23 protein-coding genes are annotated in these 23,798 nt (G+C 71.6%); 6 read left to right on the forward strand and 17 right to left on the reverse strand.

What is annotated here, in order from left to right; genetic code table 11:
- Window positions 1-47 precede the first annotated feature (47 nt).
- Window positions 48-953 (reverse strand): hypothetical protein, encoded by a 906-nt coding sequence (locus tag HHX35_RS30220; protein ID WP_259405522.1) that lies wholly within the window; start codon window positions 951-953, stop codon window positions 48-50.
- Window positions 954-996: 43 nt separating this feature from the next.
- Complete coding sequence (locus HHX35_RS30225; RefSeq protein WP_182902061.1) at window positions 997-1,959, reverse strand: LD-carboxypeptidase; 963 nt, start codon at window positions 1,957-1,959, stop codon at window positions 997-999.
- A 31-nt stretch (window positions 1,960-1,990) separates the two neighbouring features.
- Between HHX35_RS30225 and HHX35_RS30230 the strand changes: the two genes are divergently transcribed.
- Window positions 1,991-2,869 carry a sulfotransferase gene (locus HHX35_RS30230; RefSeq protein ID WP_182902062.1) on the forward strand — a complete coding sequence of 293 codons (879 nt, stop codon included), beginning with the start codon at window positions 1,991-1,993 and terminating at the stop codon, window positions 2,867-2,869.
- Between the two features lie 27 nt (window positions 2,870-2,896).
- On the opposite strand, the gene HHX35_RS30235 is transcribed toward HHX35_RS30230, so the two are convergent.
- From HHX35_RS30235 to HHX35_RS30255, 5 genes are all read right to left on the reverse strand, one after another.
- Window positions 2,897-4,783: an ABC transporter ATP-binding protein gene (locus HHX35_RS30235; protein WP_139573102.1), complete on the reverse strand. Its 1,887-nt coding sequence runs from the start codon at window positions 4,781-4,783 to the stop codon at window positions 2,897-2,899.
- A 100-nt stretch (window positions 4,784-4,883) separates the two neighbouring features.
- Window positions 4,884-5,741 (reverse strand): enoyl-CoA hydratase/isomerase family protein, encoded by an 858-nt coding sequence (locus tag HHX35_RS30240; protein WP_182902063.1) that lies wholly within the window; start codon window positions 5,739-5,741, stop codon window positions 4,884-4,886.
- Between the two features lie 199 nt (window positions 5,742-5,940).
- A complete protein-coding gene (locus HHX35_RS30245; RefSeq protein WP_030507271.1) occupies window positions 5,941-6,156 on the reverse strand; it encodes a helix-turn-helix domain-containing protein in 216 nt (71 codons plus the stop codon).
- A 115-nt stretch (window positions 6,157-6,271) separates the two neighbouring features.
- The gene (locus tag HHX35_RS30250; protein ID WP_182902064.1) at window positions 6,272-7,870 is read right to left on the reverse strand and encodes an ABC-F family ATP-binding cassette domain-containing protein; all 1,599 of its coding nucleotides are present in this window, start codon (window positions 7,868-7,870) and stop codon (window positions 6,272-6,274) included.
- Between the two features lie 145 nt (window positions 7,871-8,015).
- Window positions 8,016-8,711 (reverse strand): acVLRF1 family peptidyl-tRNA hydrolase, encoded by a 696-nt coding sequence (locus HHX35_RS30255; RefSeq protein ID WP_182902065.1) that lies wholly within the window; start codon window positions 8,709-8,711, stop codon window positions 8,016-8,018.
- A gap of 117 nt (window positions 8,712-8,828) precedes the next feature.
- On the opposite strand from HHX35_RS30255, the gene HHX35_RS30260 reads away from it, so the two are divergent.
- A complete protein-coding gene (locus HHX35_RS30260; protein ID WP_310739402.1) occupies window positions 8,829-10,172 on the forward strand; it encodes an EAL domain-containing protein in 1,344 nt (447 codons plus the stop codon).
- 164 nt (window positions 10,173-10,336) lie between these two features.
- Entirely contained in the window at window positions 10,337-11,329 is a 993-nt protein-coding gene (locus HHX35_RS30265; protein ID WP_182902066.1) for an aldo/keto reductase, read from the forward strand.
- A gap of 24 nt (window positions 11,330-11,353) precedes the next feature.
- Here HHX35_RS30265 and HHX35_RS30270 read toward each other — a convergent pair whose 3' ends face one another.
- From HHX35_RS30270 to HHX35_RS30305, 8 genes are all read right to left on the reverse strand, one after another.
- A complete protein-coding gene (locus HHX35_RS30270) occupies window positions 11,354-11,959 on the reverse strand; it encodes a response regulator transcription factor (RefSeq protein WP_182902067.1) in 606 nt (201 codons plus the stop codon).
- Window positions 11,956-13,128 carry a sensor histidine kinase gene (locus HHX35_RS30275; RefSeq protein WP_182902068.1) on the reverse strand — a complete coding sequence of 391 codons (1,173 nt, stop codon included), beginning with the start codon at window positions 13,126-13,128 and terminating at the stop codon, window positions 11,956-11,958. The genes HHX35_RS30270 and HHX35_RS30275 overlap by 4 nt, the downstream gene beginning before the upstream one ends.
- Before the next feature lie 113 nt (window positions 13,129-13,241).
- Window positions 13,242-13,979 (reverse strand): ABC transporter permease, encoded by a 738-nt coding sequence (locus tag HHX35_RS30280; RefSeq protein ID WP_182902069.1) that lies wholly within the window; start codon window positions 13,977-13,979, stop codon window positions 13,242-13,244.
- 2 nt (window positions 13,980-13,981) lie between these two features.
- A complete protein-coding gene (locus HHX35_RS30285; RefSeq protein ID WP_182902070.1) occupies window positions 13,982-14,866 on the reverse strand; it encodes an ABC transporter ATP-binding protein in 885 nt (294 codons plus the stop codon).
- 120 nt (window positions 14,867-14,986) lie between these two features.
- Window positions 14,987-15,553, reverse strand: coding sequence for a hypothetical protein (locus tag HHX35_RS30290; protein ID WP_182902071.1), 567 nt, complete (start codon window positions 15,551-15,553; stop codon window positions 14,987-14,989).
- A gap of 55 nt (window positions 15,554-15,608) precedes the next feature.
- A complete protein-coding gene (hisG, locus tag HHX35_RS30295) occupies window positions 15,609-16,454 on the reverse strand; it encodes an ATP phosphoribosyltransferase (protein WP_182902072.1) in 846 nt (281 codons plus the stop codon).
- 61 nt (window positions 16,455-16,515) lie between these two features.
- Window positions 16,516-16,779: a phosphoribosyl-ATP diphosphatase gene (locus tag HHX35_RS30300; protein WP_030507281.1), complete on the reverse strand. Its 264-nt coding sequence runs from the start codon at window positions 16,777-16,779 to the stop codon at window positions 16,516-16,518.
- Between the two features lie 127 nt (window positions 16,780-16,906).
- Window positions 16,907-17,872, reverse strand: coding sequence for an acetylxylan esterase (locus HHX35_RS30305; RefSeq protein ID WP_182902073.1), 966 nt, complete (start codon window positions 17,870-17,872; stop codon window positions 16,907-16,909).
- Window positions 17,873-18,203: 331 nt separating this feature from the next.
- Between HHX35_RS30305 and HHX35_RS30310 the strand changes: the two genes are divergently transcribed.
- The 3 genes from HHX35_RS30310 to HHX35_RS30320 all read left to right on the forward strand — a co-directional run bounded on the left by HHX35_RS30310 (window position 18,204) and on the right by HHX35_RS30320 (window position 21,475).
- Complete coding sequence (locus tag HHX35_RS30310; protein WP_182902074.1) at window positions 18,204-19,460, forward strand: extracellular solute-binding protein; 1,257 nt, start codon at window positions 18,204-18,206, stop codon at window positions 19,458-19,460.
- Window positions 19,461-19,601: 141 nt separating this feature from the next.
- Window positions 19,602-20,516 carry a carbohydrate ABC transporter permease gene (locus HHX35_RS30315; RefSeq protein ID WP_182902075.1) on the forward strand — a complete coding sequence of 305 codons (915 nt, stop codon included), beginning with the start codon at window positions 19,602-19,604 and terminating at the stop codon, window positions 20,514-20,516.
- A complete protein-coding gene (locus tag HHX35_RS30320; RefSeq protein ID WP_182902076.1) occupies window positions 20,516-21,475 on the forward strand; it encodes a carbohydrate ABC transporter permease in 960 nt (319 codons plus the stop codon). The genes HHX35_RS30315 and HHX35_RS30320 overlap by 1 nt, the downstream gene beginning before the upstream one ends.
- Here the strand turns inward: HHX35_RS30320 and HHX35_RS30325 are convergent.
- Entirely contained in the window at window positions 21,438-23,291 is a 1,854-nt protein-coding gene (locus tag HHX35_RS30325) for an alpha/beta fold hydrolase (protein WP_182902077.1), read from the reverse strand. The two genes, HHX35_RS30320 and HHX35_RS30325, sit on opposite strands and share 38 nt — an antisense overlap.
- On the reverse strand, window positions 23,288-23,503 hold the full coding sequence (locus HHX35_RS30330) for a hypothetical protein (RefSeq protein ID WP_182902078.1): 216 nt from the start codon (window positions 23,501-23,503) through the stop codon (window positions 23,288-23,290). Before HHX35_RS30330 ends, HHX35_RS30325 begins: the two co-directional genes overlap by 4 nt.
- Window positions 23,504-23,798: the final 295 nt, after the last annotated feature.

Below are 23,798 nucleotides of genomic sequence, written 5' to 3' on the forward strand. Positions count from 1 at the left end.
CCTCCCGTGCTCGTCGCCCCGCCCCTGCCCCGTGCCCGGGGCGGGCGTTACGACTGGCCGGCGATGCGGGCGAGGAGCCGCGCGAACTCCGGCGGCGGCGCGACGACCAGCCGGGTCTGCCCGTCGTGGCTGATGAGGTCGGCCTGGATGCGGGTCAGCTTGCCCCGGCGCCACCAGTACACGTGGGGGCTGAGCCCGTCGGCCCGGCCGGCGTGCTCCCGGTGGGCGAAGATGCGCAGGCGCTCGATCGCGCGGACCACGCCGATGCCGGCCACCGGGTGCACCGCGACCATCCCCCGGTGCGGCAGCACGGCGAGCATGCCGTCCTCGGGCACGTCCATGTACGCCGTCAGGCGGCGCAGGTGGGCCGCCGCGCTGGGCGCGGTCAGCAGCGAGACCTCGGTCCCGGCCAGGTCGAGCCGCGACACGGTGGGCCGCTCGTCGGTCAGGGCGTTGCCGATCGCCACGTCGAGCGCCTCGGCCGGCGGGATGGGCCAGCAGAACGCCTCCTCCGGGCGCACCGGACGGGCGCCGACGGTCAGCACCTCGATCAGGTCGGCGCTGAGGTGGCGGCCGATGATCCGGGAGGGATCGGGGAAGGCCGGGTCGTCGGCGGCGTGGACCCGCGTGCGCAGCAGCGGCTTGATGGGCGTGAGGTTGCAGGCGTCGAACGGCTCGCCCGACACCGCGTGGGCCAGATGCTCGGAGACCAGCATCGGCCAGTCCTCGCGGGCGCGGCGACCGGCCTCCCGGCGCAGGCCGACGAGGTTCACCACCCGCTCACGCTCGGGCGAGGTCAGCGTCAGCGACGTGCCGTCGGCCGCGAACGCGCAGGTGTAGCCCATGGTCTCGGCGACCAGGGCCAGCAGGGAGTCGAGATCGACGTCCTCGACGGGTCTCGGGGCGGGGTGATCCGGCCGCGTCCGGCTGAGCAGTCGCCGCAAGAGTCCCAACGCACCATCCCTTCGCCACGGCCCGGGCGCATCCGGGCGCGTCTCAGGTTGCCGCGTCAGAGTCGCGGAAGGTGCCCGCGACAGAGCACGATTCGGTCACAATAGCCACATTCGTCTCCAACCACATCGCCATCTGTGGTGCGCCGTGGCCGACGGGCAGGCCCGCGACGGTCGGGACGCCCAGCGGGGCCAGGAGTTCCGTCAGCACGGGCAGCGGGTCGCCGCAGTCCACCCACGATCCCAGCACGATGCCCGCCGCGCCGTCGAGACACCCGGCCTGCAGCAGTTGCGTCACCATGCGGTCGATCCGGTACGGCTCCTCGGTGACGTCCTCAAGCAGCACGATACGGCCACGCGCGCGCAGCGCGTACGGCGTGCCGCACAGGGCGGCCAGCAGGGCGAGGTTGCCCCCGGTGAGCCGGCCCTCGGCCCGGCCCGGCACGATCACCCGATCGCCCGTGACCGGCGCGGGCGTGCCGCCCTCGAACAGGGCCTCGCGCAGGTGGGCGAAGGTGGCCGGCTCGGGCCCCTCCGGGTCGCTGATCGTCGCGCACGCCGGCATCGGCCCGAACAGCGTCGCCAGGCCCAGCCGGTCGGCGAAGGCCCGGTGCAGCGCGGTGATGTCGCTCGATCCGAGCAGGATCTTCGGACCGGCCGCCGCCATGGCGTCCCAGTCGAGCAGCCCGAGCAGCCGGGTGGTGCCGTAGCCGCCCCTGGCGCAGATGACCGCCGCCACTTCGGGATCGCACCACGCGTCCTGGAGGTCGGCCGCCCGCGCGGCGTCCGGCCCGGCCAGGTAGCCCTCCCGGGCGAGGATCGACGCCCCGTGCACGACCCGCAGCCCGAGCCCGGCCAGGACCTCGGTGCCGCGCTCGAGCCGTACGGGATCGACGGGGCCGGCCGGCGCGACCAGCGCGACGGTGTCGCCGGGCCGCAGCCGCCGAGGCAGACTCGGGACCGTTACAGAGGCGTCACCGCCCGCCCCGCCGCGGAAGCGCTCGCTCACCCTTCAAAGGGTGTCAGACTTAGCGGTATCTATGCGACCTCCGACGCACATCCTCGTGGTCAACGGTGTCAAGGTCCGTCGTCCGGTGTTCGTTGTCGCGGCGCCGCACTCCGGCGCGGACCTGCTGGGCCGCGCCCTCAAGCGCTCGCCCGGTTTCCACGTGACCATGGGCAGGGGCCCGGTGGCCCGGGTCGTCTACGCCTTCGCCAGGAGACCGTCGATCGCCCGCAGCGGCGGCGCCCCGCAGGTGCTGCGCGACGTGCTGGCGGAGGCGTGGCAGGTGGTCCCGGCGGCGTGCGCGGAGTGCACGACCACCTGCCGGGAGGCGGGCGGCATCGTCGGCGCGGGGCCGTGCGTCGGGCCGGGCACGCTGTCCCGGTTCGGCGACGCCAGCCCCGACCTGCTCTACAGCGCGCCGGTGCTGCTGCGGGCGTTCCCCGACGCCCGGCTCATCCAGATCATCCGCGACGGCCGCGACGTCGTCGCCGACATGCTCGCCGACCCCGCCTGCATGACCTGGGTCAAGCCCCACATGCTGAGCGAGGACGCGGAGTTTCCCAACCCGTTCCTCGGCGTGCGCTCGGCCGAGCACCGCGAGCGCTGGGCCGGGATGCCGCCCGCGGGCAAGTGCGCCCTGCGCTGGCGCGGCGCCGTACGGCTGAGCGCCGCCCTGCGCCGCGAACTGCCCGGCGAGCACCTGCTCACCCTGCGATACGAGGACATCGTGGCCTCACCAGGAGAGGCGATCGACGCGGTGTCGTCCTTCCTGGAGGCCAAGATCTCCACGATCGCGCTGTACGGCACGACGATCCCCCGGCCGGGAAGCTGGCGCAGGCGGCTGTCGGCCGAGGACGCCGAACTGGTGGAGAAGGTGGCCAGGGAGGAGCTCGCCCGCCTCGGCTACCGCTGAGCCGCACCTCCGGCGTCTCGGGGCCTCTCAGGAACCGCCCGGGCCCGAGCCGGTGAACTGCGTGCGGTACAGCTCGGCATAGGCGCCGCCCCGCTCCAGCAGCTCCTCGTGCCTGCCGCGTTCGGCGACCCGGCCGTCCTCGACCACCAGGATCGTGTCGGCCTCGCGGATGGTCGACAGCCGGTGGGCGATCACCAGCGACGTCCTCCCCCGCAGGGCGGTCTTCAGCGCCTGCTGCACCGCGGCCTCGGACTCCGAGTCCAGATGGGCGGTCGCCTCGTCCAGCACCACCACCCGCGGCGCCTTCAGCAGGAGCCGGGCCAGGGCGATGCGCTGCTTCTCCCCTCCCGACAGCCGGTAGCCGCGGTCGCCGACGACCGTCTCCAGCTCCTCCGGCAGGTTCTTGACCAGGTCGGCGATCTGGGCCGCGCGCAGGGCATCCCAGATCTCCTCGTCGGTCGCCTCAGGACGGGCGTAGCGGAGGTTGTTGCCGATCGTGTCGTGGAACAGGTGGGCGTCCTGCATGACCACTCCCACCGTGTCCCTGATGCCGTCCAGGGTGACGTCGCGGACGTCCACGCCGTTGATCCGGACGGTCCCCTCGTCCACGTCGTACAGCCGGGACACCAGTTGGGTGATGGTCGTCTTGCCCGCGCCCGAGTGGCCGACGAGCGCGACCAGCTCGCCCGGGTGCGCGGTGAACGACACGCCCTTGAGCACCTCCTGCGAGGGCCCGGTGTCCGGGCGGGCCACCGACTCGAGCGACGCCAGCGACACCTCGGAGGCGGCCGGGTAGCGGAAGCGGACGTCGTCGAACTCGATCGTGACCGGCCCTTCGGGGATCGGCCCCGCGTCCGGCTTCTCGGCCACCATCGGCTTGAGGTCGAGCACCTCGAAGACCCGGTCGAAGCTCACCAGCGCGGTCATCACGTCCACGTGGACGTTCGACAGGCTGGTCAGCGGGCCGTACAGGCGCATGAGCAGGGACGACTGGGCGACCAGGGTGCCGAGCGCGAAGGCCCCGGAGATCGCGAGCACGCCGCCGAGACCGTAGACGAGCGCGGTCGCCAGCGCGGCGACCAGGCCGAGCGCGATGCGGAACACCGTGCCGTACATGGCGACGATCACACCCACGTCGCGGACCCGGCCCGCGCGCTCCGCGAAGTGGGCCGCCTCGTCGTCCGGCCTGCCGTACAGCTTGGCGACCATGGCCCCGGCCACGTTGAACCGCTCGGTCATCACCGAGCTCATCTCGGCGTCGAGCTGCATCTGCTCGCGGGTCAGCGCGGACATCCTGCGGCCGACCCACTTGGCCGGGAAGATGAAGATCGGCAACAGGACCAGCGCGACCAGCGTGACCTGCCACGACAGCACGAGCATGGTGCCGAGCACCATCACCAGGCTGATGACGTTGGACACCACCGACGACAGCGTGCTGGTGAGGGCCCGCTGCGCCCCGATGACGTCGGTGTTCAGCCGGGAGACGAGCGCGCCGGTCTGGGCGCGCATGAAGAACGCGACCGGCATGCGCTGCACGTGGTCGAAGACCTCGGTGCGCAGGTTGTAGATCAGGCCCTCGCCGATGCGGGCGGAGAACCACCGCTGCACCAGGCCGAGCCCGGCGTCCAGCACCGCGAGCGCTCCGATCGCCGCGGCGAGCCACACCACCACGTCGACCCGCCCGGGGGTGATGCCGTAATCGATGATCGCCTTCATCAGCAGCGGGTTGGCGACCACGATGACCGCGTCGACCACGACCAGCGCGAGGAAACCGGCGATCTGGGCGCGGAACGGCCGGGCGTAGCCGGCGATGCGCCGGACGGTCCCCGGCGTCAACCGCTCCTTCGTCACGGAGCTGTCACGCCGTAAGGACCGCATCACCTGAAGGCCGTAGCCCCCGTTCATCATCGACATATGTCGTACATCCTCCCAGCCGTGCAGCGGTGGGAGGACTCCCCCGATTCCCCCGTCAGCTCGAAGCGAACAGCACTTATCCGTTCAACCCGAACAGTACTTATCCGTTCGACCCGAACAGTGCCCGGATGCGCGCCACCTGCTCGGCCCGCTCGGCGGCGGCCTGCTCCTCCAGCGTGCGTCCCGGCGCGGCCTGGAGCAGCCGCTTCGTGGCGGCCGCGGCGGCGCGGTCGGTCGCCAGCAGCGCGGCGGCCAGGTCCTGTACGGCCTGGGCCAACTCGGACGCGGGCACCGCGATCTCGGCCAGGCCGAGCCGTACGGCCTCGGCGGCCCCGACGGTACGCGCGGTCAGGCACATCTCGATGGCCCGGGGAACCCCCACGATGTCGGCCAGGGGCTTGGTCCCGGTCAGGTCGGGAACCAGCCCCAGCGCGGGCTCCTTCATGCAGAACTTCACGTCGTCGGCGACGACACGCAGGTCGCACGCGAGTGCGAGCTGGAAGCCCGCCCCGATCGCGTGGCCCTGCACGGCCGCGATCGACACGATCTCCGGCCTGCGTAGCCACAGGAAGCCCTTCTGGGCCTCAGCGATCCGCTGCTCGAACTCGGTGTCGCCGAGCGCCGCGGCGCTCGCGAACGATCCCTGTCCGGGCACCCCCTCGGGCCTGAACATGCGCAGGTCGATCCCGGCTGAGAAGGACGGCCCCTCGCCTTTGACCACGACCACTCTCACCTGCTCCGGAAGGGTCTCCCCGATCCGGGCCAGGGCCGACCATGTCGCGAACGTCTGAGCGTTGCGCTTGTCCGGCCGGTCCAAAGTGACGGTCGCGATCTCGCCGTCCACCTCGAAGCGCACTCCGACCTCGGCCGGCGCGGCCGCCGAGATCGTCGACACATCGGAGCCGTCGCCCGTCTCACGGGCGTGCTCCAGATTCCCCCCCATTGCCGCTTCCGCCATGCCCTGCTCCTGCTCCGGTGCGGAGTGGCGTCGCCTCGCACGGCCGGTCCGGTGCGGCGCACCGTCCGTGCCGGGCGTCCGCCCTCCTGTTCATCTCGCGGTCGCGCCCGAGCTTACCGAATATCGTTCTGGCGAGTCGGACGCGACCGCTCCTCCTGCAGGAACGAGCGGCTGCGGTCGCGCGTCTTGAGGTGGATCTCTAGCGCTTGGACTTGCCCCGGGTCGCGCCGCCGCGCCCGCGCAGAGTCACTCCGGACTCGCTCAGGATGCGGTGGATGAACCCGTACGAGCGGCCGGTGGAAGCAGCCAGAGCGCGGATGCTCTCACCCGCGGAATAGCGCTTCTTGAGATCAGCGGCCAGCTTTTCCCGGTCGGCCCCGGTCACCCGGGTGCCCTTCTTCAGAGTCTCGGCCACGAGTACCTCCTGTAGTGCCAGACTTCCGCAGCGTTACTTCAGCCCATGATCAGTCATTTCGACGGGATCGGCTACCTACTCCGCGGGAAAAGATCCCTACCCGCTCAAATTAAGATCAGGCGAGCGCCACAAGATCGGAAAATTCGTCGCTCCATGCGTCTTCTACTCCGTCTGGCAACAGAATCACCCTATCGGGCTGCAGCGCCTCCACGGCCCCCTCGTCGTGCGTGACCAGCACAATCGCGCCGGTGTAGGAGCCGAGGGCGGACAGCACCTGATCGCGGGAGGCCGGATCGAGGTTGTTGGTGGGCTCGTCGAGCAGCAGCACGTTGGCGCTCGACAGCACCAGCGTCGCGAGGGCGAGACGGGTCTTCTCCCCGCCGGACAGGACCCCGGCGGGCTTGTCCACGTCGTCGCCGGTGAACAGGAACGATCCCAGCACCTTGCGCAGGTCGACGTCGGCCAGGTCGGGCCCGGCCGAGCGCATGTTCTCCAGGACCGTGCGCCCGGGGTCGAGCGTCTCGTGCTCCTGCGCGTAGTAGCCGAGCTTGAGCCCGTGGCCGGGCAGGACCTCGCCGGTGTCGGGCTTCTCGATGCCCGCGAACAGACGCAGCAGGGTCGTCTTGCCCGCGCCGTTCAGGCCCAGGATGACGATCCGCGAGCCCCGGTCCACCGCGGCGTCGACGTCGGTGAACACCTCAAGCGAGCCGTACGACTTGGACAGGCCGCGGGCCGTCAGAGGGGTCTTCCCGCAGGGCGCGGGGTCGGGGAAGCGCAGCTTGGCGACGCGGTCGGAGCGCCGCTCGCCCTCGACGCCGGAGAGCAGCCGCCGGGCGCGCCGCTCCATGTCCTGGGCCGCCTTGGCCTTGGTGGCCTTCGCCCGCATGCGGTCGGCCTGGGACAGCAGGGCCGACGCCTGCCGCTCGGCGTTGACCCGCTCACGCTTGCGCCGCTTCTCGTCGGTCTCCCTCTGGGCGAGGTACGCCTTCCAGCCGACGTTGTAGGTGTCGATCACGCAGCGGTTCGCGTCGAGGTGGAGCACCCGGTTTACCGTCGCATCAAGAAGGTTCACATCATGGCTGATGATCACCAAGCCGCCCTGGTGTGAGCGCAAAAAATCACGAAGCCAGCCGATCGAGTCCGCATCGAGGTGGTTTGTCGGCTCGTCAAGCAGGAGAGTCTCCGCTCCGGAGAACAGGATGCGGGCCAGTTCCACCCGGCGTCGCTGGCCGCCGGAGAGGGTCTCCAGCGGCTGGCCGAGGACACGGTCGGGCAGCCCCAGGCTGGAGGCGATCGAGGCCGCCTCCGACTCCGCCGCGTAGCCGCCGAGGACGTGCAGGCGGTCCTCCAGGCGGCCGTAGGCGCGCACCGCCCGATCGCGTACGCGCTGGTCGTCGGCCGCCATCCCGGCCTCCGCCTCGCGCAGTTCGCGGAGCACGTCGTCGAGGCCGCGGGCCGACAGGATCCGGTCGCGCGCCAGCACGCTCAGGTCGCCGGTGCGGGGGTCCTGCGGCAGGTAGCCGACACTGCCGGAGATCGTGACCGTGCCCGCGGCGGGCAGGCCCTCTCCCGCCAGGACCTTGGTGAGGGTGGTCTTGCCGGCCCCGTTGCGGCCGACCAGACCGATCTTGTCGCCCGGGTTCACCCGGAACGAGGCGCCCTCGATGAGCAGGCGCGAGCCGGCGCGAAGTTCGATGTCGGTAGCGATGATCATAGTTAAGGGGACACTCCCGTAGGTGATGGGGTCAGGATCGGCACCGGGAGCGATCAATCGGGAGTGCGCATGGGCTCAAGTGTAGTGCCGCCGTGTCCACCACCGCCTGCGGTGAAACCCCGCCCTCGCCCCGCCGCACGGCCGGTCAGGGGTCGATCACGCGGATCCGTACGGCGCGGAACAGCGCGGGGGCGCCCTCCAGGACCGCCAGCCGGGGGTCGGGGACGGTGAGGAAGGGGCCGGTCTCCAGCGCGAACAGCGGCGCGAGGCGCCGGTCGCGCCTGATCTCCTCGATCGAGCGCCGGTCCCCGCCGAGCACGACGGCCTCCAGGTCCGCGAGCCTCGGCAGGAGCACCCGGACGGCCACGTCGGCGGCGGCCCCCAGCGCCTCGGCCGACTGCTTGTCCCTGCGCCGGGCGAAGCGCTGCTGCGACCATCCGCCCGCCGCGCTGCGCCCGTGGACCTGACGCGAGCCGACCTTGCCCGTCACGAGGCGGGCCCCGGCGAAGACGCCGGCGGCGTGCCCGCCGAGCCGGGCCAGCAGCACGCCGACGGTCCGCTCACGGCACACGTGGGCCACCAGCGCCGCCGCAGGCGGGGGAAGGCGGAACTCGCCCTCGTGCCCGCCGTCACCTTCACCGTCGCGGGAGGGGCGCAGCGGCGGGAACGGCACGTGGCACTCGGCGACCGCGCCGTCGGCGGCGTCGAGACGGACCAGGTCGGGCAGGACGACGGCCTCGATCGCGCCGTGCCGCTCGGCGAAGCGCACGATCCATCCGGCGAGCCGCTCGGGGGCTACCGAGATCCATCTGCCGCCTCCCGCGGCGGGCCCTGCCGTCATGGCTGATCAGCCTACTCGTGCACCGTCTGTCGGATTCCGTCCAACTGACGGGGAAATATAGGTGAATTTCCTTCTGTGGACGGCAAGTCCGGGGGCCCGGCGTCCCACAATTCAATCGTGTCGCTCCCCTCCCCCTCGGCGGCGCCGCTCGCCGCGACCTCGCAACTCACCCCGGCGTCCGGCCCGGCCCCGGCGACCCCGTTCCCCCCGGACAGCGCGCGGGAACACGCCCCGGCGGACGCCGTGTGGGAACACGGCCCGGCCACCATGGTGCGGAGGTACACCCCGGCGGCCGCCGCCCAGCCGTACGACCAGCGCGCGTACGCGTCCGCGGGTCCCGCGCCCGGCTTCCCCGGCCCGGCCGCCCCGCTCTTCCTTCCGGTGGTCGACCTCGACACCGGCGGCGCCGTGGCCATCGAGGTGATCGCCGAGGGCGCCTCCTCCGGCGGTCCGGACGTGGCGGGCACGGTGAACGGCCTGCTGGCCGCCGCCCGCGAGGAGGCCCTGCTGCCGCTCGTCCTGCCGATCTCCGCCGCCGCCGTGGCCGGGGGTACGGCCGGCCTCGCGGCGCTGCACGAGGCGATGCGCGTGTGCAAGCGGCGTCCCCGCGAGGTCATCCTCGTGATCGAGGGCGATCCCGCGCCCGTGGATCGCACGGCCCTGCTGTCCGGGATCGACGGTCTGCGCGCGGTGGGCTACCTCATCGCGTTCGGCGGGGTCGGCACCGCCGCGCTGCCGCTCGACCTGCTCGCCGACGCCTCGCCGTACGTGATCGCGCTGTCCCCCGACCTGGTGGCGCGGGGGCCGCGCGATCCCCGGCGCGGCGCGCTCGCGGAGTCGCTGGTCCGGCTCGCGCGTGGCGTCGGCGCGCACGTGCTCGCCCCGGGCGTGCGGGACGAGACGGAGCTGGCGGCCGTACGCGGCTGGGGCATCCGGCTCGCGCAGGGCCCCCTGCTCGCGCCGTCGGACTGGCGGCCCTCCCACGGGTACAACCGCGTCCACGTGCCGCTGCCGGTGCCCGAGGCGGCCGCGGTCACCGCGTCGCTGGGCCCCCGGGTGCAGGAGCTCCTGCTTCCCGCGGTGACGCTGCCGGCCGGGTCGACGGCCGAGGAGGTGGTCGCCGTGCTGAGCGCCGAGCCCTCGATCACGAGCGTGATCCTGGTGGACGAATACCAGCGGCCGCAGGGCAGCATCGACCGCAGCCGGTTCCTGCTCTTCATGGCCGGGGCGTACGGCCACGCGCTGCACGCGAAGAAGTCGGCCGGCCGCCTGGCGGACACCGCGAAGATCGTGGCGAAGACGACCCCGGTGATCGCGGCCATGCAGGTGGCGGGGCGGGACAACGCCCGCGTGTACGACGACCTCGTGGTGGTCGACGAAGTCGGCCGGTGCATGGGCGTGGTGCGGGTCGGCGACCTGCTGCGGCACGCCGCCGACCTCCAGGCGCAGCCGGCCCGCTGAGGCCACCGCGGATCGCGGCCGAGGGCGCGTCCTGCCTTCTCCACGGGGTGATACTACGGCGGCGTCGCCGCTTGCCTCAGACTTGCAACATACATGTGGCAAGTTGTAGCTTCACTGCGTCCCGCTTGATGCGACCAGTGACGCCCCTTGAGAGGGAGAAACACGTGGAGTACCCCCGCCTCGGCCGCAGCGGCCTTTCGGTGTCCCGGCTCGTCCTCGGCACCATGAACTTCGGGTCGCGTACGTCCGAAGAGGACAGTCACGCGATCATGGACCGTGCGCACGAGCACGGCCTCAACTTCTTCGACACGGCCGACGCGTACGGCGAACAGCAGGGCGAAGGCGTCACCGAGCAGATCATCGGCCGTTGGTTCGCCAAGGGCGGCGGCCGGCGCGACAGGACCGTGCTGGCCACGAAGGTCTACCAGCCGATGGGGAACTGGCCCAACGAGCAGTTCCTGTCCGCCCTGCACATCCGGCGGGCGTGCGAGGCGTCGCTCAGGCGACTGCGGACCGACCACATCGACCTGTACCAGATGCACCACATCGACCGGAGCACGCCCTGGGAGGAGATCTGGGAGGCGTTCAGCGTCCTTCGCCGGCAGGGGAAAGTGCTCTACTTCGGCTCGTCCAACTTCGCCGGCTGGCACATCGCCCAGGCGCAGGAGGCGGCGCGGGACCGGCACTTCCTCGGGCTCGTCAGCGAACAGTCCATCTACAACCTGATGTCGCGCTGGGCCGAGCTGGAGGTGCTGCCCGCCGCTCGGCACTACGGGCTGGGGGTGATCCCATGGTCGCCGCTGCACGGCGGCGTGCTCAGCGGCGTCCTGCGCAAGCAGCGTGAGGGGGTCGCCGACCGCAGCGGCTCGGGACTGTGGGCCGCGGCGCTCGCCGAGCACCGGGACTCCGTCGAGGCGTACGAGAAGTTGTGCGCCGACATCGGCGAGGACCCGGCGCATGTCGGACTGGCGTGGCTGCTCGCCCAGGACGGCGTGACCGGACCGATCGTCGGGCCGCGCACGGTCGAGCAGCTCGACGGCTCATTGCGCGCACTGAGGATCACGCTCGACGACGGCACGCTCGCCACGCTGGACGCGCTCTTCCCGCCCCCCGGCCCCAACGGAGCCAGGCCGGCGCCCGAGGCGTACGCCTGGTGATCACGCCCCGCCCTGCCTCGCCGGTCAGAGCCAGCCCTGCGCCTGGGCCTTCTGCACGGCCTCGATCCGGTTGCGCGCGCCGGTCTTGTGGATGGCCGCCGAGAGGTAGTTGCGCACCGTGCCCTCCGACAGGTGCAGCCGCAGCGAGATGTCGTTGATCGTCGAGCCGTCCGCGGCGGCGGACAGCACGTCGCGCTCGCGCGGCGACAGGGGGTTCGGCCCGGCGCTGAGCGCGGCGGCGGCCAGACCCGGGTCGATCACGCGCTCGCCCCGCAGCACCCGCCTGATCGCGGCGGCCAGTTCGCTCGCGGGACTGTCCTTCACCAGGAAGGCCACCGCCCCGGCCTCCATCGCGCGGCGCAGATATCCGGGCCTGCCGAAGGTCGTGAGGATCACCACCCGGCACCCGGGGACCCGGCGGCCCAGCTCCTCGGCGGCGGAGATCCCGTCCCTGCCGGGCATCTCGATGTCGAGCAGCGCGATGTCCGGTCTGGTCGCCTCGGCGACGGTGATCACCTCGTCCCCGTTCGCCGCCTCTCCGACCACCTCGATGTCGGGCTCCAGGCCGAGCAGGGAGGCGAGCGCCCCCCGCACCATGCTCTGGTCCTCCGCCAGCACGACCCTGATCACTCGCCCAACCTATCCGCGATCATCTCCGCCGCACGGTCCAGGGGCGGCGGAACCGCGACCCGCACCCTGAACCCCCGCTTGCCGGCCTCGACCTCCAGGTTGCCGCCCGCCGCGCGCACCCGCTCGCCGAGCCCGGTGAGGCCGTTGCCCTGCTCGTACGCCCCGCCGCCGCCGCCGTTGTCGGCGATCCCCAGGACCGCGCCCTCCTCCCCGTACGACACGTCGATCTCGCAGCGGGTGGCCCCGGAGTGCCGTACGACGTTGGTGGTGGCCTCGCGTACGGCCCAGGCGAACAGGCCGTCGAGATCCTCGGGCAGCGGGGTGCCGCGGGTGCGCACGGTGAGGGCGACGTCGGCCGCGCCCAGCGCCGACCTGGCGCCGTCGATCTCCTCCGACAGGCGGCGCCGGCGGTATCCGCCGACGGCCTCGCGCACCTGGGCCAGCGCCTGCCGCGCCACCGACTCGATGTCGGCCACCTCCCCGGCGGCCTTCGGCGAGCCCTGCTCGCCCAGGCGGCGGGCCAGCTCGCTCTTGAGCACGATGAGCGAGAGGCTGTGCCCCAGCAGGTCGTGCAGGTCGCGGGCGATCCGCAGCCGCTCCTCGGTCGCGGCCAGCCTGGCGACATCGCTCTGCGCCTGCTTGAGCTGGACGACGAGGACGCGGGTGTTGCGGACGCTCATGAACAGCACGCCGAGTGTGACGATCTGCAGCACGAGCGCCCACACCGTGCCGTCGTCGGCGCCCATGACCTTGCCCTCTGCGACGACGAGCGCGGCCATGGCCGCGAGACCCAGCAGGGCGCGGCGGGGCGGCAGGCCCATCGCGTAGACGACCATCAGGTAGACCGGGAGGGTCAGCCAGGAAGGGCTCTGGAAGATCAACGGGAAGACGGCCCCCATCACCGTCGCGACGCCGAGCAGGGGGAACATCCACCGGGGATGAGCGTCGAGGTCGCGCGGGCCCAGCACGATCGTCAGGTAGACGGCTATGAAGACCGCGAGCGCGGCCATCCACCAGGCCGCCCGCGCGCCGCGCACCGTGCCTTCGACCACCTCGGACACCGGGTAGAAGAGGTAGATCAGGCCCAGCGACATGCCCATCAGGCGCCTCAGGCGGGAGGGACGGTCGTCAATCCCGCCGAAGGTGAACACTCTGGCCAGCCGGCTCATCCCGCTGTCCCTCCGAACGTGGTGAATATCAGGCGCGCACCGTCGCGCTGTCTCCGATCAGGCGCGCACCGTCGCACTGTGTCGATCAGGCGCGCACCGTTGCACTGTGTCGATCAGGCGCGCACCGTTGCACGACGGTAGGCGACGAGCGCCAGTGCCACCAGGGCCACTCCCCAGGCGAGGATGCCGGCCGCGTCGGCCGCGTGCGGGGTCTCGCCCGCCGCGATCCGCCATCCGATGCGCGCGTAGTCGTACGACGGGGTCACGTGGGCGATGCTCTTCATGGCCGCGGGCATGATGCTCTCGGGGAACCAGAGCCCGCCGAGCAGGGCCAGCCCGAACATGCCGATCATCGCGACGGGCTGCGCGGTGTCGGGCGGCAGCAGGGATCCGATCGCCAGGCCCAGCGCCGCGAAGGGGATCGTGCCGGCCCACATCGCCAGGATCAGTTCCACCCACCGCACCGGCGACAGCGACACGTGCTGAGTCAGCACCGCGGCCAGGCCGACCAGCAGCAGTGACGGCAGCACCAGCAGCAGCGAGGAGATCAGCTTCGTCAGGATGATCGCCCGGCCCGGTAGCGGGGTGATCTGGAGCTGCCGCAGCCAGCCACTGTGCCGCTCCTGCGACCAGGGCACGGCCGTCGACATCATCGCGGCGGCCAGCGCGCCGTACGCGGCCATCGAGACCATCAGCAGGACGCTGCCGCGCAGCCCGGTCGCCTGGTCGGACTCCGACCCCCAGAGGTTGGAGTAGAGGAGGTAGAAGCCGACGGGGAAGGCGACCACGAAGATGACGTAGCGCTTGTTGCGCAGCATCCGCAGCAGTTCGACCTTGATGTAGTGCCGCATCGTCAGGCCTCCTTGGTGAGGGCGAGGAAGGCGTCCTCCAGGTCGGCCCCGTGGAGCTGGAGGTCGCGGATGTCGAGGGTGGTCTTGCGGTACAACGCGGCGACGGTGGCGTCGAGGTCGGTGGTGCGCAGCGTTACCCGGCCGCCCTGGAGTTCCACGCCGGTCGTCCCCGGCAGGGCGTCGAGCCCTGCGACCGGCTGCTCGCCCAGCAGGAAGCTCACCGCCTGACCGGCGACCCCGGCCTTGATCTCGGCGGCGGTGCCGTCGGCGACGACCCGGCCGCGGGCGATCACGACGACCCGGTCGGCGTTCTCGTCGGCCTCCTCCAGATAGTGGGTGGCGAACAGGATCGTCCGGCCCCGCGCGGCGTACGCCCGCATGTTGTCCCAGAACGTACGGCGGGACTCGACGTCCATGGCCGCGGTCGGCTCGTCGAGCAGCAGCAGCCTCGGCCCGCCGGCGATCGCCAGCGCGAACCGGACCCGCTGGGTCTGGCCGCCGGACAGCCGGTCGGCCCGCCGCCGGGCGAGCTCGGTCAGGTCGGCGAGCCGGAGGATCTCCTCCAGCGGCAGCGGACGCGGGTAGAGCCGCCGGACGAAGTCCACGGTCTCGGCGACGGTCAGCTCGGGGATCAGCGCGCCCTCCTGGAGCATCGCGCCGATCTCCCCGTTGGCGACCGCCGTCTCCGGCGGCTCGCCGAAGACCCGGATCTCGCCGGAGCTGGGCCGCAGCAGGCCCAGCAGCATGTTGATCGAGGTGGACTTGCCGGCCCCGTTCGGCCCGAGGAGGGCGACCGTGGCGCCGGCCGGGACCTCCAGGTCGAGGCCGTCGACCGCGAGCACGTCCCCGTACCTCTTGGTGACGTCGGTGAAGGCGATGGCGTTCATGCCCTCACGGTAGGGATCGGGCGGGTCCGATCATCAGTGCCGCGTCTCCGGCCTTCGCGGTGACATTTGTCATCCGCCTCCCTCCCCGTACGAGAGGGGAGGGAGGAGACACAGGGGTCGTCAGGCCACTCGTCTCAGGTCCATCTGGAAGTTCTGCCGCCAGGTGACGCCGCCGTCGAGGGTGTACTCACCGACCTCGTGCCACGTTCTGCCGGTGAAGCTCAGGGTGTACCGGATGGTGGGCCCCCCGGTGTGCAGGCTCCACTGGAAGAAGTGGTCGTCGACCACGGGCACGGACTCGGTGACGTGCCCCTGGGAGAACGCCTCCCACCGGTACTGCCCGGTCACGTCGCTGTAGCCGACCACCGCGAGCGCGGTGTCCACGATCCTGCGCGGATCGTTCTTGTCCCGCCCCTGGCCCTCCACCGTGAGCACCTGGCCGCCCGCCTTGTAGGCCACCTTTTCGGTCTGGAGGAACTCCTGCCGGCCGGAGGCGGTGTCGACCCATCCCGAACCGGCCCATCGCCCGACCATGAAATCGAGCCTGCGGATCGCGTCGAGTTGCGTCGCGGGGACGTCCGCCGCCCCCGCGCTGGTCGCCGAGTGCTCCGCCGCGACGGCGGGCGCGCCCGCCGCGAGGGTGAGCGCGCAGATCAACGGCACCAGCAGACGATGTAATCGCATCATGACGCGATCTTGGCACACGGCGCGCCACGGTGACAGCGGGTCGAAAAAGCCTGATTCAGAGGCGGCAGGCGAAGATGGCGGTCACGAGGATCGCCTTGGCGCCGATCTCCCAGAGCTGGTCCATCACCTGCTGGTGGCCCTTGCGCGGGACCATCGCCCGCACGGCCACCCAGCCCTCGCGGTGGAGCGGGGAGACGGTCGGCCCCTCCATGCCGGGGGTGATGGCGATGGCCTCGTCGATGCGCTCGGCCCGGATGTCGTAGTCGATCATCACGAAGTCGCGGGCCACGATCACGCCCTGCAGGCGGCGGATGAGCTGCTGGAAGCCGTTGGCCTCGGAGGCGCCGGCCCGCTTGATCAAGATGGCCTCGGAGTGCGCGATCGGCTCGCCGAACACCTCCAGGCCGACGTTGCGCAGCGTCGTGCCGGTCTCCACCACGTCGGCGACCGCGTCGGCGACGCCGAGCCTGATCGCCGTCTCGACCGCGCCGTCGAGCTTGATGACCCGGGCGTCCACGCCCTGGTCGGCGAGGTGCTTGCCGAGCAGCCCGGCGTACGAGGTGGCGATGCGCAGGCCGGACAGGTCGGCGACGCCGGAGTAGGCGCCCGCCGTGGAGGCGAAGCGGAACGTCGACCGGCCGAACCCGAGCGGCATGACCTCCTCGGCCGGGGCGCCGGAGTCGAACAGCATGTCGCGCCCGGTGATGCCGGCGTCGAGAGTGCCCTCGCCGACGTAGACGGCGATGTCGCGCGGGCGGAGGAAGAACAGCTCGCAGGAGTTCTCGGAGTCGACGACCACGAGCTCCTTGCTGTCCCTGCGCTGGCGGTAGCCCGCCTCCTTCAGCATGGTCTGGGCGGCCTCGGAGAGCGCGCCCTTGTTCGGTACGGCGATGCGCAGCATGAGTGGGAGATCCTTTCGGGCAAGAACGAGGTCGATGGACGATCTGTGGCCGCCGCGGCGGCTACAGATGCTTGTAGACCTCGTCCAGCCCGATTCCGCGCGCAAGCATCAGGACCTGGACGTGGTAGAGCAGCTGCGAGATCTCCTCGGCCGCCCGGTCCGCCGACTCGTGCTCGGCCGCCATCCAGCTCTCCGCGGCCTCCTCGACGACCTTCTTGCCGATGGCATGGACGCCGGCGTCCAGGGCGGCCACGGTGCCGGACCCCGCGGGCCGGGTGCGCGCCTTCTCTGCCAGCTCGGCGTACAGCTCTTCGAAGGTCTTCATGGTCTCTCTCGGGTCGTGTGCCTGCGCGTTCAGGGTATCGGCCCCAGGGTAGTCGCGGGGGCGGGCCACCGCGCCCCGCGTCCACCCTGCGAGATCGGCCCCTGCTCGGGCCCCTGCGGGACCGGGTTCAGCCGAGGATCTTCCTGGCCAGCCTGAGCTGCTCGAGCGCCTGCTGCGACTCCCCGCCCTCGTGGCCGTTGAACGGCCAGACCGTGATGTCCTTGGGGCCGGCGTAGTGGTTGTAGGCCCCGAAGACGGTCGAGGCCGGGGTGACCCCGTCGCGCAGGGCGACGGAGAACCGGGCGGGCGTGCGGGCCCGCGCCGCGAAGTGCAGTCCGTCGAAGTAGCCGAGGGTCGCGAAGATGTCCTCGACCCGCGTCCTGTGGATCCCGCAGAACCGGCCCAGCTCGCCGTACGGGTCCTCGTCGGTGATCTCGACGGCGCGCCGGATGTCGCACATGAACGGCACGTTGACGAACGCGTAGGCGAGGTCCGGCACGAGCGCGGCGGCGGCCAGCGCCATGCCGCCACCCTGGCTGCCGCCGGTCACGACGACCCGCCCGGCGTCCACGAGGGGATGCGACCTGGCCGCCTCGACCGCGCGCACGACATCGGTGTAGAGGCGCCGGTAGTAGTAGTCGTCCCGGTCGAACACACCCTGGGTGAGCTTGCCGGGGATCTGCGCGCCGTTGCCGCCCACCGGGTCGGGGGTGTCGCCCGAGCGCCAGGTGCCGCCCTGCCCACGGGTGTCCATCACGAACGTCGCGTATCCGGCGGCCGGCCACAGCAGCCAGTCGTGCGGCCGGCCGCGGCCGCCGCCGTACCCGATGAACTCCACCACGCACGGCAACGGTCCCGACGCGCCCGCGGGCGCGATGAACCACCCCTTGATCGGATGCCCGCCGAATCCCGCGAACGTCACATCGGCCACGTCGACCAGCGCGAGGTCGGCCTCGTACGGCTCGAAGACGGGGTTCAGGTCGTGCACGCGGGCTTCGGCGAGCGTGCGGTCCCAGAAGGCGTCGAAGTCGGCGGGCTCCCGGCGCTCGGGCAGGTACGCGCGCAACTGGTCAAGGGGCATGTCGACGAACATGGGGGCTCCCGTGGGGTGGTCGGCCTGGCTCGTGTACGCCGCAAGGTTACACAAGTGCCCTGTTTCAGACTTCTGACCCGGTTAAGAGTCGCCCGCAGGAATCCACCTCACCGCCGTTCACCCATTTGAACTGGGAAATCGCGCCGTGAACGGCGTGACGTCCGGATTGACGGGATGAAACACCCTCTTGAAACTAATCCGGTTTAGTGCTGGACTCTGCACGAATTCGAAGCGTGGGAGGTGCGCCGCGCGGGCAGGGCCTCGCGGCCGGCCGCCTCTCGGGGGGCACGACATGTCAGTCGATCACTTTCCGTAGAGATCGGAGACGTCCATGCGACGAACGACGGCGGCCACCTGCGCCGCCCTGATCGCCGCCTTCGGCGCGGGCTGCGCGACCAGCGGCACCTCGGACACCAAGCAGGCCGACGCGAACGCCCCCGCCGGGATCACGTGGTGGTCCACGGGGGGCGACGACGAGAGCGCGGCCTTCCAGAAGGCGGCCGACCTGTACACGAAGTCGCACCCCAACGTGACGATCAAGGTGCAGACGCTGGCCTGGGACGACGCGTACGCCAAGCTGCTGGCGGCCTCGACCAGCCGCAGCGGGCCCGACATCATCTCCGGCGGCATGACCTGGACCATCCAGTTCGGCCTGCGCGGCGGCATGGTCGACCTGCGCAAGTACGGCATCGAGCAGCTCCAGGCCCAGGCGCAGCCCGCCCAATGGAAGTCGGCCGTCTCCCCCGACGGCACCGTCTACGGCATCCCGCTCGACATGTCCACCGAAGCGCTCTATTACCGGACCGACCTGTTCGACAAGGCCGGGCTCAAGGAGCCGCCCAAGACCTGGGAGGAACTGACCGCCGACATCGAGAAACTCAAGAAGTCCGGGGTGAAGACGCCGTTCAGCATCGACTGGGGCAACCTCGACTGGATCGGCTACTTCAACTTCCTCTACCAGGCCGGCGGCAGCTTCTACACGCCGGACTGCAAGCCCTCGCTCGACACCCCGCAGGCCGAGCAGGCGCTGTCGTACTGGATCGACCTGCACCGCAAGTACGGCGCGCCGACCGACACGGTGACGACCTCGGACGCGCTCGACCAGGGCATCGCGATGGTCTACGGCGGCAACTGGAACGCCCTGGGCATCGACACCAGCAAGCCCAAGATGAAGGGCAAGTGGGCGATCGCCCCGCTGCCGGCCGGCCCGGCGGCGCCCACGACCTTCATCGGCGGGCGGGCCGTCGGGGTCACGTCGTACAGCAAGCACATCCAGCAGGCGGCGGACTTCGTCAAGTTCCTCTACACCGACGAGGCCGTCGACGCGGTGACGGCGGAGTCGAAGGCCCGCAACGTCGCCTACATCCCGCCCCGCCCGGACAAGATCGCCGACTCCCCGTTCACGCCGGAGCACTCGGCGGTGTTCGCGGAGATCATCAAGACCGGCGCCGCGGCGCCCGGATGCCCCGGCTGGGACGAGAGCGCGTCCGACGTCGCCAAGCAGTTCCAGGCCGCGATCCTCGGCAAGGCCGACGTGAAGACGGCCCTGGCCGAGGCCGCCAAGGTCATGGAGCGCAACGCCGGATAGCCGGGACGGCCGTGGCTCGCCGGTGACGCCTGACCCCTCACCGGCCGCGGCCTCCGTCCTCCGCACCTGCCCGGGCCGGTGCCGCCCGACCCCGCACCGGCCCGGGTCCGCCCACGGTTTTCCCTCCGGATGGAGAACGACATGGCAACCCACGCCGCCGCGCCCCGGCAACGATGGCGCCGCTACGGCACCTCCTATCTGATGCTGCTGCCGTTCCTCGGCCTGTTCGCCGGGTTCCTGGTCTGGCCTTTGGCCAACTCGCTCTACCTCAGCTTCACGAAGTTCGACGGGGTGAACGCCCCCGAGTTCCAGGGCCTGGAGAACTTCCGGCGCCTGCTGTTCGACGACGACCGGTTCCGGCACGCCCTCGGCAACACGTTCGTCTACGTCGTGGCGTCCGTCGGGATCGGCACGCTGCTGTCGCTCGGCCTGGCGCTGGCCTTCAGCGGGTCGAGCTGGCCGCACCGCATCATGCGGACGATCTTCTTCCTGCCCTCGGTGACCTCGTCGATCGCGCTCATGCTGCTCTGGAAGTGGATCTTCAACCCCGGCGACTTCGGTCTGGCCAACACCGCCGTGACCTGGTTCGGCGGCAGGGCCGTCGAATGGCTCGCCACCCCCGGGCTCACGATCCCCATCCTCGTGCTCATGTCGGTGTGGGGCGGGATGGGCTACGGGATGGTCCTGTACGTCGCCGGGCTCAACACGATCCCGCAGGAGTACTACGAGGCGGCCCGCATCGACGGCGCCGGCACCTGGCAGCAGTTCCGCCGGGTGACGCTGCCGCTGCTGCGCCCGGTCACCACATACGTGGTCGTGACCGGCCTGATCGGAGCCTTCCAGGTCTTCGAAGCCGTCTACATCGTGTTCCGGGGCACCAACAACATCGGCGGCGTGCTCGACTCGGGCCTGATGATCGTGCCCTACCTCTACGACCAGGGCTTCACGCACTTCAAGCTCGGCTACGCCTCGGCCGTCGCCTGGGTGCTCTTCCTGATCATCTTCGCCCTCAGCATGGTCAACCTCCGCATCGGCCGCGCCCTGAAGGAGCTGTGATGGCCGTCGCTCCCACGACCACACCGATCGTCGCCGACCCGGCCGCCGCGCCCCGGCAGGCGCCCGCCGCCGGGGCGGGCACCACCTGGCGCGGCCACCTGCTGCGCCTGCCGTTCTACCTGCTGTCGCTCACCATGATCGCGCCGTTCTACTGGATGCTGATCACGGTGTTCAAGCCGGTGACGGAGCTGAACCGGCAGCCGCCGTCGTTCGTGCCCGAGCATCCCACGCTGAACAACTTCTACGACCCCGGCTACTCCCCCACCCAGGTCAACCCCGGCCATCTCCAGGGCATCTTCCAGCGGTTCCAGGTGGACTTCGGGTTCGGCCGCTTCATGTTCAACAGCCTGGTGATCACGGTCGCGATCACGGTCGGGTCGTTGCTGATCGCCTCGCTGGCGGCGTACGTGATCACCAAGCATCGAGTGCCGGGGCGGCGGCTGATCTTCCTGCTGATCGTCGCCTCGATGATGGTGCCCTGGCAGACCACCCTGGTGCCGAACTACGTCATCATGCGGAACCTGGGCTGGCTGGACACCTACCAGGGCTACATCGTCCCGGCGCTGGCCAAGGCGTTCGTGCTGTTCTTCCTGGTGCAGTTCCTCCACTCGGTCCCGGACGAGCTCATCCAGGCCGCCCGGGTCGACGGCGCCGGGGAGTGGCGCATCTGGTGGCAGATCGTGCTGCCGCTGCTGCGCCCGGCCCTCGCCGCAATGTCGATCTTCGTCGTGCTCGCGGAGTGGAACAACTTCCTCTGGCCGCTGATCATCGTGCAGAGCGACGAGATGGCGAACATCCCGGTCGCGCTCGCCCGCCTCAACTCCTACTTCACGGGCGCGCAGAACCAGGGCGCGATCATGGCGGGCGGCCTGCTCGCCTCCCTGCCGTCGATCGCCTTCTTCCTCGCCTTCCAGCGCTACTTCACCCGCGGGATCGTGCTGAGCGGCCTGAAGGGCTGAACGGCTCGCGCCCCCGGGGACGGGTTACGAGCGCGACGGCTCGGGCGACCTCCACGGGGTGCGTCAGCTGGGGGTGATGGCCGGCGCCCGCGATCACCGTCACGGTGGCCGGCGGGAGCGTGTCCAGAAGGGCCCGCCCTTCCGTGCTGAGAGGGTCGCGGGAGCCTACGACGATGTGCACGTGTCCCGGGTAGCGCGTCAGCTCGGCCCGCAGGTCCGCCCTCCACCGGGGCGACGCCGTGGCGGCCAGGAGCCGGGCGGCGGTGGCGGCGGCGCCGCGGCGCAGATCCGCCACGCTCGTGTGGAGGGCGGCCGCGTGCGCCGGGTCTCCGGTGAGCCGCTCGGCCAGCGCCCGGGGTGAGACCCGGTCGAGGTACCGGCGGGCCAGGAGCCGGGCGGCGCGAGCGGGGGGCGTCTGGAGGAAGAACGGCGCCACGAGCGTGAGCCGGTCCACCGCGTCCGGATGGGCGGCCGCGGCCTCGACGGCGGCCGCGGCGCCGATGGAGTGACCGACCAGGTGGCGTGCGCCGGTCTCGGTGACGAGGGCGGTCAGCCATGACGGCCAGTCGTCGCGGCCTCCCGCGCTCATCCCCAGCCCCGGCAGGTCGGCGGCGCGGGCCTGGCCCAGCGCGGCGACGACCGGCGCCCAGGTGTCGGCGTTGACCGGCAGGCCCGGCAGCACCACCGTGGGCGCGCCCGGCTCGCCGAGCTCGAACGTCCGCACCCCACCCGGGCCGGTGAACCGTCTGCCGCCGGCGGGGGCGTCCCCGAACCGGCTCGCCGCCAGGTGGTCGGCCCAGCGGCGGATCGTCGTGGCGGTGTCCGGCATGGTCAGCCCGTGACGGGCGGCGAAGGCCCGCGCCGAGCCGGTGGGATAGCGGTCGCTCGACAGGAACGTCAGCGTCTCCGGGTCGGCCTTCGTGAGCCGGCGGGGCAGGCGCTTCAGCACGGCTACCGGAACCCGCGCCCGGGGCGCCTTGACCCGGTAGTGCTCCGCGACGAGCGCGAGCAGGCCGGGCAGGGCGGGCGTGTCGTCGTCCAGCAGCCAGTAGGAGGCGCGCACGGCCGTCTCGTCCACCGGCAGCAGGGTCATGAACCGGGCGAGGTAGTCGACCGCGACCACGGGGACGAACGTCCGCGCGTTCCCCGGAACCGCCGCGAGGCCGCCCCGCCAGAGGTCGCGCAGGGTCGACGCGAGCCCAAGGTACTGGCCGGACTCACCGGTGACGCTGTCGCCGATCACGCTGGCCGGATTGACGACCGACCAGGGAACGCCCAGCCGCTCCGCCTCTGACTGGAAGACGGCGTCCGCCTCCACCTTGGACGCCTCGTACGCGCCCAGGGCCCGGTAGGTCTCCCGCCGCTGCTCCTCGCTCCAGGGACGGGGGTCCTGCCGGCCCACGCGATAGCCGGAGACGTGGACGAGGCGGCGCAGCCGCGGCAGTCGCGCCGCGAAGGCGACGACCGCGCGGACGCTGCCGACGTTGGCACGGCGGGCCTCGTCCGCCGACATGCCGAACCGATAAGCGCCGGCGCAGTTGTAGACCTCCGTGACGTCGTCGAGCTCCCCCTCGATCAGCTCCCCCTCGATCAGCGCCCCCTCGATCAGCGACGGCGTCGTGAAGTCGGCCCGGAGGTCGGCCGGGGCCTCGTCATGCCCGTGCTCGGCCAGCCAGCGGGCGAGCCTCCGGTAGGACTCAGGGCTCCGGCCGGCCGTGCTCACCCGGACGCCGGCATGACCCAGCGCGAGCACCAGGTGGCGTCCGACGAAGCCGGTCGCGCCCAGGACCAGCGCGTGCCGGTCCCCGGTGCTCACGACGACACCTCCGCACGCTCACCCAGGGACGCCCCGTTGTCGTGGAAAGCGCCGTCGCGCGGTACGGCGAGCGCCCGGGCCGCGCAGTGCGGCGTCACCCCCGGCGTGAACGCCGGAGCACCGCGGACCAAGCGACAGCCCTGCCGCCGGATCAGCTCGGGCATCGACTCCACCAGCCGAGCACTGGTCTCGGCTCCTTCGGTTCCGACCATGCGCAGGATAGTAGACCGGTCTACATATTTTGTGCAAGCGAGAGCCTTGGGCGGGCTGTAGCGTCCGGCTGTGACAGAGGATGAGTTATGGACTCTGCTTGAGGGCGCCCGCCGGGATGGCGGGGGCGTGCTGGCTGATCAGGTCCGGCTGCTGCGGGAGTTCTTCCTGGAACGTGGCTCGACCGGATCTGGCGGAGTTCGCGGGTTCGGCAGGAGCGCCGGGGTAGCCGCCCCGGGCCCCGCTTGAGGAACGGCCCGCACATGCCACCGGGCCGCCCGTACGGACGGCCCGGTG

Source organism: Microbispora sp. H10830 (assembly GCF_014161375.1).
Lineage (GTDB): Bacteria > Actinomycetota > Actinomycetes > Streptosporangiales > Streptosporangiaceae > Microbispora > Microbispora catharanthi.